Origin of the sequence: Longivirga aurantiaca (assembly GCF_042660085.1) — a bacterium.
GTDB lineage: Bacteria > Actinomycetota > Actinomycetes > S36-B12 > CAIYMF01 > Longivirga > Longivirga aurantiaca.
In genome coordinates, this window is sequence record NZ_JBHSTI010000008.1 from 2,192,012 (window position 1) to 2,209,137 (window position 17,126).

The following is a 17,126-nucleotide window of genomic DNA, read 5'->3' on the forward strand; positions in this document are numbered from 1 at the left end:
CCTGCTGCTGGTCCGCCGGCTCAGGGCGTCGCGACTCGTCCATCGCGCACATTGCATCGCACATGCCCCGACCGATGCAGCAGATGCGCCCGAGAGATTCCGCATTCGCGGTGCATCCCGGGTCGCCACAAGGCCATGCTGTCGCTCGTGATGGGGGTGGACGCGTGGACCGCGGTGCCGCGGCCGTTCCATGCCATGTCTGCACCCACGGGCGCCATCTGCAACCTCGGCTGCGAGTACTGCTTCTACCTGGCCGATGAGTCCCTCTACCCCGGCGGCTCCTCCCGGATGCCCGAGGATGTCCTCGAGGGCTACGTGGTCGGGCTCCTCGAGGCGCAGGCAGGTCTGGCGGAGGTGGTCATCGCCTTCGAGGGCGGTGGGCCCACCCGGGTCGGGAGCCTGGCCGACGCCCGGACACTGCTTCAGATGGTCGACTCCCCGAAGCAGACGGCGTTCGGCACCGCGACACGCGACAGCCTGCCTCAGTGCTTCCGGCGGTGCGATGTCGGCTTCGCCTGCGGCGGCTGCTGTCCGAAGGACCGTCTGATCGACGCTCCTGGTGGCGAGGCAGGGCTCAACTGGTTCTGCTCGGGCCACCGGTCGTTCTTCCGGCACATCGACGCACCGATGCGGACGATGGCCGATGTCGTCCCGACCGGCAGCGGCGCCGCCGATGTCATGGGCTGGTATGCGCAGCACCAGCCTGATCCGCACTCGGCTGCGCCGGCACCCAGTGGAGGAGCACCATGAGCAAGACGCAGATGCTGATCGTCGCGGGCTACTCAGACGCCGACGTCGCAGAAGCCGAGTTCCGGACGCTGGCCGACATGGTGGCGGCGAAGAAGCTGAGCAGCCAGGGGATCATCCTCGTCGGCAAGGGGCCGGACGGCGAGCCGCGGCTCATGGACACGGGCAACCACCTCGGCCGTCGCGGCGCTGCGTGGGGCGGTGGCGCCGGGGTCCTGGTGGGCCTGTTCGCGCCGCCCATGCTCGGTGCCGTCGCCGTGGGCGCCGCCGCCGGCGCCGTGGTGGGTCACTTCGCCGGCAACAAGCTGACGGCAGTGGTCCAGGAACAGATCGGAGCGGCCCTGAAGGCAGGCACCGCCGTCATCATCGGCGTTTTCCCGGCCGAGGACCGTCTTGTCGTCGAGCGCGCCCTGCCGGGAGCACCGCTCAAGTCCGTCGTGGAGAGCGACGAGGGCGGCATCGACGAGCTGAAGGCCAAGCTGGCCGAGGCGATGGGCAAGTTCCAGCCCGACCGGACGGTGCTGCCCGTCCCGGACAAGCCATTCAGCGGGGTGGCCGGGCGCACCATCGACGAGTCCGTGGGCGACTGGTCCATCGTCGCGGCCACGAAGGCTCCCGAGGACGCCCCCAACGTGCTCGTGGTGCTCATCGACGACGCCGGCTTCGGAGGGCCGGACACGTTCGGGGGCGGGATCCGGACGCCGAACCTCAGCCGCGTGCAGCAGCAGGGACTCACCTACAACCGGTTCCACGTCACGGCCGTCTGCTCGCCCACCCGCGCCGCGCTGCTGACCGGTCGCAACCACCACCGCGTGGGCATGGGGGGTATCGCAGAGTTCCCTGGCCCCTTCCCTGGCTACACGGGAATCCGACCCAGGGCGACGACCGCCCTGCCGCGGATCCTCAAGGAGAACGGGTACATCACCGGTGGCTTCGGCAAGTGGCACATGACTCCCGGCCATGACATGGGCGCGGCCGGGTCGTTCGACCACTGGCCGACCGGGTGGGGCTTCGACCACTGGTGGGGCTTCCTGACCGGTGCAGCCGGCCAGTACGACCCCATCATCACCCTGGACAACTCGACCCTGGGCGTGCCCGAGGGCGACGACGGCAAGCTCTACTACTTCCCGGACGACATCACCGACAAGACCGTCGAGTGGCTGCACGCGGTGCGCGCGCAGGATGCCGACAAGCCCTGGTTCGTCTACTACTCGACCGGAGCGACGCACGCTCCGCACCACGTCGCCAAGGAGTGGGCCGACAAGTACAAGGGCCAGTTCGATGACGGATGGGACGTCTACCGCGAGCGCACGCTCGAGCGCCAGAAGGCACTCGGCATCGTCCCGCCCGACACCGAGCTCACCGAGCGGCCCGACATCTTCCCCGCATGGGACAGCCTCTCCGAAGCGGAGCGGAAGCTCTACGCGCGGCAGATGGAGGTCTTCGCCGGGTTCTCCGAGAACGCCGACTGGAACGTCGGACGGCTGCTCGATGCAGTGGAGGAGATGGGCGAGCTCGACAACACCCTCGTGATCTACATCTGGGGCGACAACGGCGCGTCCATGGAGGGCACCGTCACCGGTTCGTTCAACGAGACGACGTTCTTCAACGGGCTGGTCCTCGACGCCGAGGAGCAGTTCGCGCTGATCGACAAGTACGGCGGCATCGCCGAGCTCGGCGGCTTCCACACCGCACCCCACTTCGCGGCTGCGTGGGCGCACGCGAACAACACGCCGTTCCAGTGGGGGAAGCAGATGGCCAGCCACCTCGGAGGCACTCGCGACCCCATGGTGGTGTCGTGGCCGAAGCGGATCCCCGCAGGCGGAAGCCTGCGCACGCAGTTCACCCACTGCATCGACGTCGTCCCCACGATCCTCGAGGTCGTCGGGCTGCCCGTGCCGACGAGCGTGGACGGCGTGGCGCAGGAGCCGATGGACGGAACCAGCTTCGCCTACACCTTCGACAGCCCTGACGCCGAGGAGCAGCACACCACCCAGTACTTCGAGATGTACGGGAGCCGTGCGATCTACAAGGACGGCTGGTGGGCCTGCACCAAGCTCGACAAGCTGCCGTGGGACTTCGGGCCGGCGACGCTCGCTCGGTTCGGTCCGGGCAGCGGATGGGACCCGAACGCGGACGTGTGGGAGCTGTACCACCTCGCCGACGACTTCTCGCAGGCCCGGAACGTCGCGGCCGAGCTCCCTGACAAGGTCGCCGAGCTGGTCGAGCTCTTCTGGTCGGAGGCCGAACGCAACCGCGTGCTGCCGCTGCTCGGAGGGTTCGCTGCCTTCTTCGGCATCCTCCCGCCCATGCCCACGCAGACCCGGTTCACCTTCGCCGGTGACGTCCAGAACATCCAGACGACCATGATCCCGAGGATCTACGGACGCTCGTACGCCATCGAGGCCGACGTGCACGTCCCGGAAGGAGGCGCGCAGGGTGTGCTCGTGGCGTTCGCCGACTTCATCGGCGGCTTCGCGCTGTGGGTCGACGAGAACGGCCTGCTCAACCACACCTACCAGTACTTGGGCGTCGACACCTACCGCCAGACGTCGAAGGAGCCGATCCCGACCGGCGATGTCACGTTGAAGATGCTGTTCCAGGCCGACGAGACCAGACCGGGCACCGGGGGCCGCGTGTCCTTGTGGGCGGACGATCGACAGATCGGCGAGGGCGATCTGCCGCGCACGATCTCGCTGATCTTCAGCACCTACGCCGGCATGGACATCAGCCGGGACAACGGCGGTGTCGTCGACCTCGACTACGAGGACCGGGCGCCGTATGCGTTCACGGGGACGGTGCGCAACGTCGTCTTCGACCTCGCGCCGCGCGCTCTGGACGATGAGCTGGCCCTGCACGAAGCCGCATCACGGGCCGCACTCGCTCACGGCGCCGCGGGATAGCCGCCTCGACGCGCCGCCAGCAGGTGGCGCGTCGAGGCGGGAGCCGCGCGAGGGGGCGATCCGTACCAGGACGGCTCCCTCTCCGCCCCTCTCCGCGGCCAAGCGGGCACGAAGGGACGGCGCGCGAGAGGGCGCCACCTCGATCGGTGCACCGGATCATCTGCCGGGCGTCGCGCCCAGGCACCGACGTACTGTGACAGCCACTGAAGGGATGCGGGACTGATGAGGACTCGATTCGCAGGGATCGTCGTCGCTGCGTCGCTGCTGGCGCTGACAGGCTGCTCGCAGCAGTCGGAGGCCGATGCGGTTGCGTCGTTGGACGCGCGGCTGGCCACGGTGGAGGACCGGCTCGCGGGCGTCGAGGCGGTCGTGGGCGAGGCGCTCATAGCCGAGCCGGCGAAGCAGCTCCAGGCGGAGCTCGACCAGCTCGTGCTCGATGTCGCCGGTGCGGAGGTGCCGGCGGACGTCCAGGCCGACCTGGACGCGGCGAAGGACGCCGTGGCCGACGCCCAGGCGGCGGCCGAGGCGGCCATCGCCGCCGAGGAGGCGGAGGACGCCGCCACGGCGGAGGCCGTGGCGGCTGCTCAGAAGGCGATCGCCGATGCGCGCGCCAAGCTGGAGGCGGTCAAGGAGGCCTTGGCCGGGTTCCTCGCCACGGCACGGCCGACACCGAGCGCCTCGCCCTCTCCCAGCTGACGTGGCGGCTCGCGGCAGCACCGCCGTTGTAGCACTGCTCGTACCACGGGAGGACATCGCATGAGCAGCACCCCTGCGCCCGAGGACCTGCAGTGGGCCGCCAGCGCGGTCTTCGTCGCCGGCCTCAGCGCCGTCGGCAACTTCATGTTCCTGCCGTACCAGCCGCCGTGGGCGATCCTCATCATGGCCCTCGACGTCCTCATCATCTGGGCGCTCGCCACTCGTCGCGAGGCGATCCACCTGCTCGACAGCTGACCGCGGGCCCGACGCCGCACACAACCCTCGCCGGAAGGACCACGCGCATGTCGCTCCTCGGCTGGGGCAAGGCCAGCTGGATCATCAGCCTGCTGTTCATCCCGTTCCTCACCCCGCTGATCAACGTCGTCACGCAGGGCCCGACGACGGCCCAGCGCGACGCGCAGCGGTACACCGCGATGCGCGCCCAGCAGGACGACTACGGCCGCAACCTCGCGGCCCGCGCCGATCCCACCGCGCAGATCAAGCTGGCGCACGACCCGCTGCCGTCCGGCACCATCGCCCAGGCCGAGTTCGACGCCATCACGTCCAAGGCGCTCGCCTGGCCGGAGGGATTCCGCCCATGACGAAGGTGCGCTGGGGGCGCGAGACCACGGCCGGCCTCGCGGGGGCCATCGGGTCCGTGCCCGACGGGATGGCCACGGCCGTCCTCGCGGGGGCGAACCCGATGGCAGGCCTGTACGCATCCTTCGCCGGGCCGACGGCAGGCGGACTGCTCCAGTCGACCACCGTCATGGTGGTGGCGACCACCTCAGCTGCGGCGGTGACAACGGCCGAGGTGATGACCGCCGGTCCCGCCGACCCGCTGAGGACGCTGGCGACCCTGACCGTCCTGGCCGGCGTCTTCATGCTGCTGGCAACCCGGCTGGGGTTCGCCAAGCTGATGCGGTTCGTCTCCGCATCGGTCATGGGCGGGTTCATGTTCGGGGTGGGGCTCATCCTGATCCTGGGCCAGCTCGCCGACGCCACCGGCGTGACCACCAGCGGAGGCTCCACGCTGGAGAAGGCGCTGAACACGCTGCGCCAATGGCAATCCTTCGACCTGGCCTCGATGCTCACCGCCGGCGCCGCCATCGCCCTCAGCATCGCCTTCGGCCGCGGAAAGCTGGTGGCGCTCGCCCCACTGATCGCCATCGCGATCCCCACCCTCGTCCTGGCGGCGACCGATGGCGAGGTGGCCACGGTGGAGTCGACGTCCGGAGCCATCGCGGTCGGGCTTCCCCCGCTGGTCCTGCCCGACCCGGGCCTGATCTCGCCCACACTGGTCGCGGCGGCGGCGGCCCTCACGATCGTCGTGCTGGTCCAGGCCGCCGGCGTCGGCGTGGCCTACCCCAACACCGACGGCACGGCCAACGACGTGACCCGCGACTTCTACGCCCAGGGCGGGTCGAACATCGCTTCAGGCCTCGTCGGCGGCGTACCGGTCGGAGGCAGCGTCGGCCAGACCGAGTTCAACGTCATGGCTGGGGGGCGGACGCGGTGGGCGGTGATCATCAGCGGCCTCTGGATGCTGGTCTTCGTCGTCGCCCTCGGGCCGGTGCTGTCGGCTGTGCCCATCCCAGCCCTGGCAGGGCTGCTGATCCTGGCCGGCTTCGGCTCCCTGAAGCCGCGGACGCTGGCCCGCTCCTGGCGCACCGGCAAGGCCTCCGCAGCTGCTGCGCTGATCACCATGGGCGCCACCTTGCTGGTCCCGATCCACATCGCCGTCCTGGTCGGCGTGGTCCTGTCGCTGCTCCTGTCGGCGATCACCGGGGCGTCGGCGACCCATATCGTCGCCCTGGAACCCGCGGGACCGGGCCACTGGCGTCGCGCCGCGGTCCCCACCGAACTGGCACCTGGGCAGGTCACCGCCCTCGACATCGAGGGGGCGGGGGGCTTCGTCTCCGTTCCCGCCCTGTTCGCGCAGTTGCCCGCCGTTCCCGGCGACGGCGGCCGGGAAGGTGAACGGCTCTTCGCCGTCGTCCTGCGGCTGCGCGGCCACCTCCGGACCAACCTAACCTTCACCAAGGCTCTCGAGGCCTACGGCGAGCAGCTCGCCGCGTCCGGCGGCCACCTGAGCGTATGCGGCCTGCAACCCGGCACCATCGCCCAGCTGCGAGCCGCAGGACTGCCGGAGACCATCGCGCTCATCGCCCAGGGCGAGGAGACGGACGGGTCGCTGGCAGTCGCCTACGCCCGGGCCGGCGACTGGCTGACGGAGTCGGGGGCGCAGCCTCCCTCAGACGCGGTCTGAGCCGGCGCCCGGGAGCAGGCGCCTTCAGCGGCCCCACTTCTCCGCGCCGCGGGTGCCGTTCCAGCAGCGGGTGAGACCTTCGTCGGGCGGCCCGCAGCGGGGGCTAAGGTCCCCGTCCATCGAACGCCAGAACGGATGATGCTCCGACCCGAAGAGCGTGGGTCGGAGCATCTTCCATAGGTGGAGCTGAGGGGACTCGAACCCCTGACCCCCTGCATGCCATGCAGGTGCGCTACCAGCTGCGCCACAGCCCCGTGCAGTCGTGCCGGGAAAGCATAAGGGAGAGCGCTGCCCGAGGTGAAATCGGGCTAGGACTCGTCGCCGAACACGTCCTCGGGCAGCGAACGGGCGTTGTGCTCGGTCAGGCGCCAGCGGCCGTCGGCCAGCTCCTCGAGCACCGACCAGGCGCAGTTCACGAGGCCGCCGAGCGCCGTCCAGTGCTCCTGCGGCAGGTGCAGCAGGGTGCCGATGCCCGCGCGGATCGCACCGCCGTGGCTCGCCACCACGAGGGTCCCGCCCGGCGGCAGAAGATCGGCGTGCCGGAGCACGGCGGCGCTCACGCGCACCGAGACGTCGGTGCGCGTCTCGCCGTCGCCGGCGGGGACGTCGTCGCCGGAGAGCCAGCGGCGGAAGTGGACGCCGTCGGTCGCGATGATCTCGTCGCGCACGAGGCCCTGCCAGCGGCCGGCGTACGTCTCGCGCAGGTCCGGGTCGGTCTCCACCGGCAGCCCGACGATCTCGCCCAGCTTCTCGGCCGTCACCCGGGCGCGCGCCAGGTCGCTCGCGACGATGCGCGCCGGGGCGAGGGTGGCGAGGTCGCGCGCAGCGCGCTCGGCCTGGGCGATGCCGACCTCGTCGAGGGGGACGTCGGTCGATCCCTGGAAGCGCGACTCCGCGTTCCAGGCGGTGCGGCCGTGCCGCCAGAGGACGACGCGGCGCGCGGTCACGCGTCGCTCGCTGCGTCGCCGTCCCGCTCGGCGTGGACGTCGCGCGGCTTCCCGACGGACTCGGGCAGCGGGATCCGCGTGCCGTCCTTCCACAGCCGCTCGAGGCCGTAGTAGTGCCGCTCCTCGTCGTGCTGCACGTGCACGACGATGTCGATGTAGTCGAGGAGCACCCAGCGGCCGTCGCGCTCGCCCTCGCGGCGCACGGGGTCGACGTCGATCTTGTCGAGCGCCTCCTCGATGCCGTCGACGATGGCCTTGACCTGGCGGTCGTTGGCGGCCGAGCAGAGCAGGAAGACGTCGGTGATGACGAGGGTCTCGGACACGTCGAGCGCGACGATGTCCTCCGCGAGCTTCTCGGCGGCTGCCTCGGCAGCGATCGCAGTCAGCTCCAGCGCACGGGCGGAGGCGGTCACGGACGGTCCTTTCGACGGGGAACGTCCGATTCTCTCACGCGGGCGAGCGACCGCCGAACCGTCGAGGTCAGGGCGCCGTGGGTGTGAAGTCCTCGCCCAGCACGACGATCACGTCGGCCACGCTCTGCCCGTCCTCGGCCACCCTCACCGCGGAGTCGGGCAGGTCGAGCGCCGTCACGATGTCGGCGCCCCAGGCGAGGGACTCCTTCGAGGTGTCCGGCAGGATCACGTTGGTCCGGGCCTGGCCGAACGCCGCGGCGTTCCCGCCGTTGACGAAGGTGAAGCCGGCCTCGACGAGCAGGGTGCGCGCTGCCGCGTTCAGGCCGGGCGAGCCCACGCCGTTCTGCACCAGCACGCGGACCTTGGAGTTGGGGCCGGGCTTGCGGAGGGCCTCGGGCAGCAGGTCGTTGACGAGCTCGGCCGCCGCCTCGGTGTCGACCCGGTAGGCCGCAGGGCCGCCGGTGTCGATGCCCTGCACCGGCAGGTTCTTGTAGGCGACGTCGTCCGCGTTCACGTCGGCGTTGAGGCGCAGGAAGAAGTCGGCCAGCTCGGAGAAGGGCACGGTGGCACGGGCCGACGCCCCGAGCTGGGTGAGGATGGTCTCGATCTTGGTCACGTCGGCGGGCAGCTTTGCGACGGTGAGGCGCAGCACCTGCACGAAGCGCGCCATCCGCGCCTCCTCGGTCTCCCCCTCCTCGAGGAACGTCGCGAACGCCTCCGCCTCGTTGCCCTGCAGCACCTGACCAGGACCTGCCGGGACGATGATCAGCGTGGTGCCGTCGGCCCGCTCCTCGGTGACGTCGACGTCGACGTCGGCGGTGATGCCGCCCACGGCGTCCACGAGCCCGGAGAGGGCGCCCGGGTCGAGCGCGAGCGCGCCGTTGACGTCGACGCCGATCGCGTCCGAGAGGGCACCCGCAGATCCGTTGGGATCGGGCAGCCGGTTGATCTGGCCGTACGGCAGCGTGCCGCCGGTGGCGACGTCCATGAGGGTGTTCTGCGGGATGGAGATGACGTTGGCGCGGCCGAGCGGCCCACCGACCGACAGCAGCGCGTTCGAGACGGCGACGCCCTCGTCGTCGACCACCTGCAGCAGCAGCGTCGGCTGCGTGGGGGCGGTCGAGGTCGGCGACGCCGTGGGCTGCGGCTCGGGTGCGGGCGCCTGGCGGCTGAGCCACGTGTAGGCGAGGCCGGCCAGCGCCAGCACGACCACGGCCGCGACCCCCAGCACGACGAGCCGCCCGTGGGCCCGGTGCGACTGCTCGCGGGAGGCCTCCTCGGCCGCGCGGCGGCGTGCGGCACGGCCGCCCGCGCCCTGGGCCTCGCTCCAGTCGACCGGGATCCCTCCGACCGCGTCGCCCGGGTCGCCGTCGTCGCCCTCGTCCTCGTCCTCGTCCTCGTCCTCGTCGTCCTCCGCGTCCGCCTCGGCGGCCCGGCGGCGCGCGGCCCGGCCCCCCACGACCGGCACGGCCGCGGTGCCCGCAGCCTCCTCGGCCAGCGTCAGGTCGTCCTGCGCCGGCAGGTCGGCTGCCTCGGCCGCCTCGGCTGCCACGGCGTCGTCCGCACCTTCGGAGAGGACGTCGACCTGCGGCGCCTCGAGATCGGGCGGCACCACCGGCACGGGGGCGGTCGGGTCGGTGTCCGTGCCGCTCTCGCCAACGGGGGCGCCGACGGTGGTGCCGGGGTCGGTGGGCTCGACGGTCGGCGGCTCCTGACCGGGATAGGGCTCGAGCGACGGGACCGGGAGCTCCCAGGGGTCGCGCACCGGTCCGTCGCCGGGGTGCTGGTCGTCGCTCATGCGCCCGCCTCCCGGTAGAGGCCGTGGTCGGCGATGTACTGCGCGACGCCGTCGGGCACGAGGTAGCGGAGGGGGGCGCCGGCGGCGACGCGGGCACGGCAGTCGGACGACGAGATGTCCAGCGCCGGGATCTCGACGTACGTGACCGCGTCGGCAGCAAGACCCAGACGGCCGGGGGCCTCGAGGTCGTGCCCCGGGCGCGTCACGCCGACGAGGTGCGCCAGCGCCGGGATCTCCTCGGCTCGGTGCCAGGTGGCGAGGCCGGCCAGTGCGTCTGCGCCGGTGATGAGGAAGAGCTCGACGTCCGGGCCGAGCTCGGCCCGGAGGTCGGCGAGCGTGTCCACCGTGAACGTCGGACCGTCACGATCGACGTCGACCCGGGACGCCGCGAGGCGCGGGTCGGGGTCGGTCGCGATGACGGTCATGGCGTAACGGTCCTCGGCTGGGCTGATGTCCGGACGGGTCTTCTGCCACTGCTGCCCCGCGGGCACGAGCAGCACCTGGTCGAGGCCGAGACGGAAGGCGACCTCGCTGGCCGCGACGAGATGCCCGTGGTGGATCGGGTCGAACGTTCCGCCCAGCACCCCCACGCGACGCACGGCCGGACGGCGCCCGTCAGCGGTCGATGTTGACGCGGGTGACCACGAAGAGCAGCGCGAGGAGCACGACGAGCGTGAACGCCCCGAAGGCCCACTTCGACGGCAGGTCGGAGTGCTCGTTGGCGACCATCGTGGCCTCGGCCAGGAAAGCTGCGGCGTTCATCGCGCGTACCCCTCGCTCCTCGTCGCACGGCGCGACGCACATGCCCGTGTCCGGGTAGGGGCGAGAATAGCAACGGGCAGGGCCGGAGGCCCTGACCGGCCCGCGGACGCGTCCCGATCGTGACCCGGGCGGGTCAGCCGCGCACGTGCCCGTCGCCGGTGACGACGTACGTCGTGCTCGTCAGCTCCGCGAGGCCCATGGGGCCGCGGGCGTGCAGCTTCTGGGTGGAGATGCCGATCTCCGCACCGAAGCCGAACTCGGCGCCGTCGGTGAAGCGGGTTGACGCGTTGACCATGACCGCTGCGGAGTCGACGCCGGTGATGAAGGCCTGGATGGCCGACGCCGAGTCGCTCACGATCGCCTCGGTGTGCCCGGACGACCAGCGGCGGATGTGGGTGAGCGCGGCGTCGAGGTCCTCGACGACGCCGGCGGCGATGTCGAGCGAGTAGTACTCCGCCGCCCAGTCCTCGTCGGTGACGGGCGCGAACGCGATCCCTGCGGCCTCGGCGTACGGCGCCATCCGGGCGTCGCCGTGGATCGTGACGCCCTTGTCGCGCAGGGCCGACAGCGCGCGCGGCAGGAAGGCGTCGGCCACGTCGGCGTGCACCAGGAAGGTCTCCGCGGTGTTGCACACGCTCACGCGCTGCGTCTTGGCGTTGACGAGGATCGCGACGGCCTTGTCGAGGTCGGCCGCGGCGTCGACGTAGACGTGGCAGTTGCCCACCCCCGTCTCGATCACCGGCACGGTGGACTCCTCGACGACGCTGCGGATCAGCCCCGCTCCCCCGCGCGGGATCAGCACGTCGACCAGGCCGCGCGCGGTCATGAGGTGCTTCACCGACTCGTGCGTGGTGCCGGGCACGAGCGCGATCGCGTCGGCGGGCAGGCCTGCGGCCACCAGCGCCTCGCGCATCACCTCGACCAGGACCACGTTCGTGCCGTACGCCGACGAGCTGCCGCGCAGCAGGGAGGCGTTGCCGCTCTTCAGGCACAGCACCGCGGCGTCGACGGTGACGTTCGGGCGCGCCTCGTAGATCATCCCGACGACGCCGAGGGGCACGCGCACCTGCCGCACGTCGAGGCCGTTCGGGAGCGCGTAGCCGCGGACGACCTCGCCGACGGGGTCGGGCAGGGCTGCGACGTCGCGCGCGGCGTCCGCGATCGCGTGCAGGCGGTCCGGCGTCAGGGTGAGCCGGTCGACGATCGCGGGGTCGGTGCCGTTCTCGACCGCTCGCGCGACGTCGACCGCGTTGGCCGCCACCACGCGGTCGGTGGCGGCGTCGAGGGCATCGGCGATCGCGAGCACCGCGGCGTCCTTCTGGCTGCGGCGCAGCGCGCGCAGCGTGACGGCTGCCTCGCGGGCCGCGCGGGCGACCTCGTGGACGGCGTCGCGGTCGCTGCTGGTGTTCTCGCTCACGGGGTCGAGGGTACCGGCGACGCTCCGCCCACCTGCTCAGACCGGCGTCTCCTCGACCTCGGCGCCGCGCCGGGCGGCCTCGCGCCGCCGTCGCGAGTCGAGGAGCAGCATCACCGGCGTCGCCGTGATCCCATGGACGACGATCGAGCCCACGACCACGAGAGCGGTGACGGACCAGATGTAGTCGCCCGCGGGGAAGTCGCCCTCGCTGAGCGCGAAGGCGACGTAGAAGAACGAGCCCACGCCCCGGACGCCGAAGAAGGCGATGACTGCTCGCTCCCGTGGACCGGTCTTGCCCGGCGTGAGCCCGATCCACCCGGCGAGCGGGCGGACGACGAGCAGCACCGCCGCGGCCACCACGATCTCGCTCCACCCGATGCCCACGAGCAGCCCGCGACCGACGGCGCCGCCGAGCAGCACGATCACGACGACGGTGAGGATGCGTTCGATCTGCTCGACGAAGGTGTGCAGCACCACGTGGTACCCGTGCTGCCGCTCGGCTGCGCGGAGGGTGCAGGCGCAGACGAACACCGCGATGAAGCCGTAGCCGTGGATCGCCTCCGCAACGCCGTAGGCCATGAAGGTGGCTGCGATCGCCACGAACCCCTCGGACTTCTCGGCGAGGTGGAAGCGCTCGGCGAGGGTCGAGAAGAACAGGTGACCGAGCAGCCACCCCACGGCCAGACCGGTCGCGATGCCGGCCCCCAGCCTCCAGAGCACGTCCACCAGCACCCACTGTCCGAGCCACGCCGCGGGCGCGACACCCACGAGGCTGATGGCCACGGCGGCGTAGGTGAACGGGAACGCGAGCCCGTCGTTGAGCCCGGCCTCGGACGTCAGGGCGAACCGCGCCTCGTCGTCGGCGGCGTCCTCCTCGGTGACCGGCTCGCTGACCTGCACCTCGGTCGCGAGCACCGGGTCGGTGGGCGCGAGCACCGCGGCGAGCAGCACGGCGCTCGCCGCTCCGAGGCCGAGCACGGCCCATCCGAGGATGCCGACCGCGAGGATCGACACCGGCATCGTGATCGCGAGCAGCCGCCAGGTGGAGGACCAGGTGCCCCAGCCCACCGGTCGGTTGAGCGCGAGGCCCGCACCCATGAGCGAGACGAGGACGCAGACCTCGGTCAGGTGCAGGGCGACGTCGCTGCCCGCGACCGGATCGGGATCGGGGAGGGCCGGGAAGAGCGCGAACGCCAGGATCCCCGCGCCGAGGAACACCATGGGCATCGACACCGGCACCCGGCCGAGGAGCTTGGGAAGGAGCGCGGCCGCCAGCGTCGCAAACCCCGCGACGGCGTAGAGCACGCCCGAGCCCTCGATCTCCACCATCTGGCCACCGTAGGCGCGCAGAGCGCACAGCGGTGCTGACGAGCCGACGAGTTCGTGGAGCAGCGCCGCATCAGCGGGCGGCGTGCGGACCGCCGCGGCCGCCGGGCTCGCCCACGGTCAGAACGGGGCTACGCCGACCAGGCTCATCGGCACGGCAGGCATCCGGCCGCGCCGGTGGAACATGTCGCGGTCGACCACCTCGACGCCGACGACCTGCCAGTCCGGGAGGCCGCAGCGCTCCTTGTGCTCGGCCCAGAGGCTGAGGGCGAGGGCGACGACCGACTGGGCGTCGGCCGCCTCCTCCCAGTAGCGCACCTCGGCGCGGTCGGCGCCGTACCGGCCCGAGAGCAGGAACGGATGGTCGTGGCTGAGGTGCTCCAGCGCGACGCGGATCTCGGGCTCGGCGACGGGGTCGCCGGCGACGGTGAGCGTGACGTGCCAGAACGGGAACACGGCTCCTGGCACCTCCTCGCGACCGCGCCTACGGGCGTAGGACGACCAGGTCGTCGCGGTGGACGACCTCCCGCTCGTACGCCGGCCCCAGCTCCCGGGCCAGGTCGCGGGTGGAACGCCCGAGCAGGCCTGGAAGCTCTGTCGAGTCAAAGTTGACCAGCCCGCGGGCCACGGTGTTGCCGTTTTCGTCGAGCAGGTCCACCGGATCACCCGCGACGAACACGCCGGTGACCGACGTGATGCCGGCAGGCAGCAGCGAGAGCCGCCGGCGTACGACGGCGTCGACGGCCCCGGGGTCGAGCGTGAGCCCGCCGCGTCCCGCCGTTGCGTGGCGCAGCCAGAGCAGCCGGGTGCCGCTGCGCTCCCCGGTCGCGTGGAAGAGCGTGCCGACCGCGGCGCCCGAGAGCGCGGACGCCGCATTGTCCGCGCTCGTCAGCACCACCGGGATCCCGGCGGAGGTCGCGATGCGCGCGGCCTCGACCTTGGTGACCATGCCGCCGAGGCCCACTCCTGATCCGGTGCCGCCGACCTCGACCCCGGCGAGGTCGGACTCCCCGCGCACGTCGGTGATGAGCGAGGACCCGTCGCGGCTCGGCGGGCCGTCGTACAGCCCGTCGACGTCCGACAGCAGCACGAGGAGGTCGGCCTGCACGAGGTGGGCGACGAGGGCCGCGAGCCTGTCGTTGTCGCCGAAGCGGATCTCGTCCGTTGCGACGGTGTCGTTCTCGTTGACGATCGGGACGACGCCGAGCTCAAGCAGCCGGTAGAGGGTGCGCTGCGCGTTGCGGTAGTGGCTGCGGCGGATCACGTCCTCGGCGGTGAGCAGCACCTGGCCGACCGTGCGGCCGTGGCGGGCGAACGCGCCGGTGTAGTGGGCGAGCAGGATCCCCTGACCCACGCTCGCTGCCGCCTGCTGGGTGGCGAGGTCGCGCGGACGGCGGCTGATCTTCAGCGTAGGAAGGCCGGTCGCGATCGCGCCGGAGCTGACCAGCACCAGCTCGACGCCGGCGCCGAGCCGGTCGCCGAGAGCGTCGACCAATGCGTCCACGCGCACGGCGTCGAGCCCGCCGCCGCGGTTGGTCAGGGACGACGACCCGACCTTCACCACGACGCGCGAGGCCCTGGTGACGACCTGCCGCTTGCCCACGAGCGCACATCCTGCCAGGGCGGTCGACGTCGGCCCCGGGTGGTATCAACGGCGCATGAGCATCGAGGCGGCCTTCGCCGCGCCGCTGTGGCGCTGGAGCGGCGAGAGCGCGTGGCACTTCCTCACCGTGCCCGAGGCCGTGAGCGACGACATCCGCTCGTGCGTCGAGCCCGGCCCCGGCTTCGGCTCGGTGCGCGTGACTGTCACCGTCGGCGCGAGCACCTGGGAGACCTCGGTGTTCCCGGACGCGAAGTCGGGCCGCTACCTGCTGCCCGTGAAGGCCGGCGTACGCCGGAAGGAGCGGATCGAGGACGGCGACGAGGTCGACGTGCACCTCGTGGTGCACGTCTGACCCCGCTCGGCGCGTGAATCTGCCCCCGGTTTGGTCGTGACTTCACGACCAAACCGCTGCAGAAGCAGCCAATCCGGGGGCAAATCGCCGTGACTGCGCGGGAGGGTGCAGGGTCAGTGGCCGAGCAGGCGGTCGTCGCTGCCGCGGGGGCCGCCGAGCGGCGTGCCGGCGGCGATGGTCGGCTCGAAGTCGAAGACCACGGCGTTGTCCTCCGGGCCGATGACGACCGTGGCACCGGGAACCGCGCCGAGCTCGAGGAGCTTGTCCTCGACGCCGAGGCGCGCGAGGCGGTCGGCGAGATAGCCCACGGCCTCGTCGTTGGAGAAGTCCGTCTGGCGCACCCATCGCTGCGGGCGCTCGCCGCGCACGAGGTAGCGGACGCCCTCGGCGTCCTCCTCGCGCGTGACGGTGAAGCCGGTGTCGTCGACGGCCTTCGGCGTGAGCACGACGCGGGGCGCCACCTCGACGATCACGCTATCGCGGCGCTCCTTCACGAGCTTCGCCATGGCGAAGCCGAGCTCGCGCAGGCCATCGTGAGCGACGGCGCTGACCTCGACCACGGTGAGGCCGCGCGCCTCCAGCTCGGGCTTCACGAGGTCGGCGAGCTCGCGCGCCTCGGGCACGTCCACCTTGTTGAGGACGACGAGGCGCGGCCGGTCGGCGAGGTCGCCCTCGGTGCCGCCGTACGCCGCGAGCTCGGCCTCGATCACGTCGAGGTCGGTCAGCGGGTCACGGCCCGGGTCGAGCGTCGCGCAGTCGAGCACGTGCACGAGCACGTGGCAGCGCTCGACGTGGCGCAGGAACTCCAGGCCGAGGCCCTTGCCCTCGCTCGCGCCCGGGATGAGGCCGGGGACGTCGGCGACGGTGAAGACGGTGTCGCCCGCGGTGACGACGCCGAGGTTGGGCACCAGCGTCGTGAACGGGTAGTCGGCGATCTTCGGACGGGCCGCGGACATCGCGGCGATGAGCGAGGACTTGCCGGCGCTCGGGAAGCCGACGAGCGCGACGTCGGCGACGGACTTCAGCTCGAACACGACGTCGAGCGCCTCGCCCGGCTCACCGAGCAGCGCGAAGCCCGGGGCCTTGCGGCGCGTGCTCGCGAGCGCCGCGTTGCCGAGGCCGCCGTGGCCGCCCCGGGCGATCACGGCCTCCATGCCGCCGGCCACGAGGTCGGCCAGGACGTTGCCGCGGTTGTCGAGCACGACCGTGCCCGGCGGGACGCGCAGGACGATGTCGGCACCCTGGCCGCCGTTGCGGTGGCCGCCCTCGCCCGGGCGGCCGTTGCCGGCGCGGCGGTGCGGGCCGTGGTGGAACTCAAGCAGCGAGGTGACGTTGGGGTCGACCACCAGGCGCACGTCGCCGCCGTGGCCGCCGTTGCCGCCGTCCGGGCCGCCGAGGGGCTTGAACTTCTCGCGGTAGACCGAGGCGCAGCCGTGGCCGCCGTCCCCGCCCGCGACGTGCAGGACGACGCGGTCGACGAAGGTGGTCATGTGTCTGCTCTCGGTTCTGCTGCGGTGCGGCGATCGGTGCGGGTGGCTCAGGGGGTGGTGCGCAGGGCGGGCATGCGTGAGGGGGCGAGCCGAACGGCTCGCCCCCTCACGACAGGGTCATGCGTGGGTCGTGCGGTCACTCACCGACGACGTTGACGACGCGGCGACCGCGACGGGTGCCGAACTCGACCGCGCCGGCGGCGAGGGCGAACAGCGTGTCGTCCTTGCCGCGGCCGACGTTCTCACCCGGGTGGAAGTGGGTGCCGCGCTGGCGGACGATGATCTCGCCGGCGTTGACCTGCTGACCACCGAAGCGCTTCACGCCGAGGCGCTGGGCGTTGGAGTCGCGGCCGTTCCTGGTGCTGGAAGCACCCTTCTTGTGAGCCATGTGTCGTCAGTCCTC

Annotated in this window: 18 protein-coding genes and 1 tRNA gene; 7 read left to right on the top strand and 12 right to left on the bottom strand. The window is 72.0% G+C overall.

Features of this window, described 5'->3' with window-relative positions; all coding sequences use genetic code 11:
- The first annotated feature begins 195 nt into the window (after positions 1-195).
- The 6 genes from ACFQGU_RS14445 to ACFQGU_RS14470 all read left to right on the top strand — a co-directional run bounded on the left by ACFQGU_RS14445 (position 196) and on the right by ACFQGU_RS14470 (position 6,615).
- Positions 196-750: a hypothetical protein gene (locus ACFQGU_RS14445; protein ID WP_386767841.1), complete on the top strand. Its 555-nt coding sequence runs from the start codon at positions 196-198 to the stop codon at positions 748-750.
- A complete protein-coding gene (locus ACFQGU_RS14450; protein ID WP_386767843.1) occupies positions 747-3,650 on the top strand; it encodes an arylsulfatase in 2,904 nt (967 codons plus the stop codon). The genes ACFQGU_RS14445 and ACFQGU_RS14450 overlap by 4 nt, the downstream gene beginning before the upstream one ends.
- A 222-nt stretch (positions 3,651-3,872) precedes the next feature.
- Positions 3,873-4,346, top strand: a complete 474-nt coding sequence (locus ACFQGU_RS14455) for a hypothetical protein (RefSeq protein ID WP_386767845.1) — start codon at positions 3,873-3,875, stop codon at positions 4,344-4,346.
- A 60-nt stretch (positions 4,347-4,406) separates the two neighbouring features.
- The gene (locus ACFQGU_RS14460; protein ID WP_386767847.1) at positions 4,407-4,601 is read left to right on the top strand and encodes a DUF7144 family membrane protein; all 195 of its coding nucleotides are present in this window, start codon (positions 4,407-4,409) and stop codon (positions 4,599-4,601) included.
- Between the two features lie 47 nt (positions 4,602-4,648).
- Positions 4,649-4,948 (top strand): hypothetical protein, encoded by a 300-nt coding sequence (locus tag ACFQGU_RS14465; RefSeq protein ID WP_386767849.1) that lies wholly within the window; start codon positions 4,649-4,651, stop codon positions 4,946-4,948.
- The gene (locus tag ACFQGU_RS14470) at positions 4,945-6,615 is read left to right on the top strand and encodes a SulP family inorganic anion transporter (protein WP_386767851.1); all 1,671 of its coding nucleotides are present in this window, start codon (positions 4,945-4,947) and stop codon (positions 6,613-6,615) included. Before ACFQGU_RS14465 ends, ACFQGU_RS14470 begins: the two co-directional genes overlap by 4 nt.
- A gap of 181 nt (positions 6,616-6,796) precedes the next feature.
- Here the strand turns inward: ACFQGU_RS14470 and ACFQGU_RS14475 are convergent.
- The 10 genes from ACFQGU_RS14475 to proB all read right to left on the bottom strand — a co-directional run bounded on the left by ACFQGU_RS14475 (position 6,797) and on the right by proB (position 14,881).
- Positions 6,797-6,869, bottom strand: a tRNA-Ala gene (locus tag ACFQGU_RS14475).
- A 54-nt stretch (positions 6,870-6,923) separates the two neighbouring features.
- Entirely contained in the window at positions 6,924-7,562 is a 639-nt protein-coding gene (locus ACFQGU_RS14480; RefSeq protein WP_386767853.1) for a histidine phosphatase family protein, read from the bottom strand.
- A complete protein-coding gene (gene rsfS / locus ACFQGU_RS14485) occupies positions 7,559-7,975 on the bottom strand; it encodes a ribosome silencing factor (RefSeq protein WP_386767854.1) in 417 nt (138 codons plus the stop codon). The genes ACFQGU_RS14480 and rsfS overlap by 4 nt, the downstream gene beginning before the upstream one ends.
- A gap of 67 nt (positions 7,976-8,042) precedes the next feature.
- A complete protein-coding gene (locus ACFQGU_RS14490) occupies positions 8,043-9,773 on the bottom strand; it encodes an LCP family protein (RefSeq protein WP_386767856.1) in 1,731 nt (576 codons plus the stop codon).
- Complete coding sequence (gene nadD, locus ACFQGU_RS14495) at positions 9,770-10,372, bottom strand: nicotinate-nucleotide adenylyltransferase (RefSeq protein WP_386767858.1); 603 nt, start codon at positions 10,370-10,372, stop codon at positions 9,770-9,772. Before nadD ends, ACFQGU_RS14490 begins: the two co-directional genes overlap by 4 nt.
- 16 nt (positions 10,373-10,388) lie before the next feature.
- Positions 10,389-10,535, bottom strand: coding sequence for a hypothetical protein (locus ACFQGU_RS14500; protein WP_386767860.1), 147 nt, complete (start codon positions 10,533-10,535; stop codon positions 10,389-10,391).
- A gap of 133 nt (positions 10,536-10,668) precedes the next feature.
- A complete protein-coding gene (locus ACFQGU_RS14505; protein ID WP_386767862.1) occupies positions 10,669-11,952 on the bottom strand; it encodes a glutamate-5-semialdehyde dehydrogenase in 1,284 nt (427 codons plus the stop codon).
- 36 nt (positions 11,953-11,988) lie between these two features.
- On the bottom strand, positions 11,989-13,281 hold the full coding sequence (locus ACFQGU_RS14510; RefSeq protein WP_386767864.1) for a cation:proton antiporter: 1,293 nt from the start codon (positions 13,279-13,281) through the stop codon (positions 11,989-11,991).
- A 117-nt stretch (positions 13,282-13,398) separates the two neighbouring features.
- Positions 13,399-13,734, bottom strand: a complete 336-nt coding sequence (locus ACFQGU_RS14515) for a hypothetical protein (RefSeq protein WP_386767866.1) — start codon at positions 13,732-13,734, stop codon at positions 13,399-13,401.
- A 28-nt stretch (positions 13,735-13,762) separates the two neighbouring features.
- A complete protein-coding gene (gene proB / locus ACFQGU_RS14520) occupies positions 13,763-14,881 on the bottom strand; it encodes a glutamate 5-kinase (protein ID WP_386767868.1) in 1,119 nt (372 codons plus the stop codon).
- 55 nt (positions 14,882-14,936) lie between these two features.
- Between proB and ACFQGU_RS14525 the strand changes: the two genes are divergently transcribed.
- Entirely contained in the window at positions 14,937-15,233 is a 297-nt protein-coding gene (locus ACFQGU_RS14525) for a DUF1905 domain-containing protein (protein WP_386767870.1), read from the top strand.
- Positions 15,234-15,346: 113 nt separating this feature from the next.
- Here ACFQGU_RS14525 and obgE read toward each other — a convergent pair whose 3' ends face one another.
- Together obgE and rpmA are read right to left on the bottom strand one after the other, a co-directional pair.
- Positions 15,347-16,723: a GTPase ObgE gene (gene obgE, locus ACFQGU_RS14530; RefSeq protein WP_386767871.1), complete on the bottom strand. Its 1,377-nt coding sequence runs from the start codon at positions 16,721-16,723 to the stop codon at positions 15,347-15,349.
- 136 nt (positions 16,724-16,859) lie between these two features.
- Entirely contained in the window at positions 16,860-17,111 is a 252-nt protein-coding gene (gene rpmA, locus ACFQGU_RS14535; RefSeq protein WP_386767873.1) for a 50S ribosomal protein L27, read from the bottom strand.
- Positions 17,112-17,126: the final 15 nt, after the last annotated feature.

What these genes read in the sequence shown, in the direction of transcription:
- ACFQGU_RS14460 (WP_386767847.1), top strand. Translation starts at nt 4,407, where the DNA reads ATGAGCAGCACCCCTGCGCCCGAGGACCTGCAGTGGGCCGCCAGCGCG.
- rpmA (WP_386767873.1), bottom strand. Translation starts at nt 17,111, where the DNA reads ATGGCTCACAAGAAGGGTGCTTCCAGCACCAGGAACGGCCGCGACTCC.
- ACFQGU_RS14465 (WP_386767849.1), top strand. Translation starts at nt 4,649, where the DNA reads ATGTCGCTCCTCGGCTGGGGCAAGGCCAGCTGGATCATCAGCCTGCTG.
- obgE (WP_386767871.1), bottom strand. Translation starts at nt 16,723, where the DNA reads ATGACCACCTTCGTCGACCGCGTCGTCCTGCACGTCGCGGGCGGGGAC.
- ACFQGU_RS14525 (WP_386767870.1), top strand. Translation starts at nt 14,937, where the DNA reads ATGAGCATCGAGGCGGCCTTCGCCGCGCCGCTGTGGCGCTGGAGCGGC.
- ACFQGU_RS14450 (WP_386767843.1), top strand. Translation starts at nt 747, where the DNA reads ATGAGCAAGACGCAGATGCTGATCGTCGCGGGCTACTCAGACGCCGAC.
- ACFQGU_RS14510 (WP_386767864.1), bottom strand. Translation starts at nt 13,281, where the DNA reads ATGGTGGAGATCGAGGGCTCGGGCGTGCTCTACGCCGTCGCGGGGTTT.
- ACFQGU_RS14470 (WP_386767851.1), top strand. Translation starts at nt 4,945, where the DNA reads ATGACGAAGGTGCGCTGGGGGCGCGAGACCACGGCCGGCCTCGCGGGG.
- ACFQGU_RS14455 (WP_386767845.1), top strand. Translation starts at nt 3,873, where the DNA reads ATGAGGACTCGATTCGCAGGGATCGTCGTCGCTGCGTCGCTGCTGGCG.
- ACFQGU_RS14445 (WP_386767841.1), top strand. Translation starts at nt 196, where the DNA reads ATGTCTGCACCCACGGGCGCCATCTGCAACCTCGGCTGCGAGTACTGC.
- ACFQGU_RS14490 (WP_386767856.1), bottom strand. Translation starts at nt 9,773, where the DNA reads ATGAGCGACGACCAGCACCCCGGCGACGGACCGGTGCGCGACCCCTGG.
- ACFQGU_RS14500 (WP_386767860.1), bottom strand. Translation starts at nt 10,535, where the DNA reads ATGAACGCCGCAGCTTTCCTGGCCGAGGCCACGATGGTCGCCAACGAG.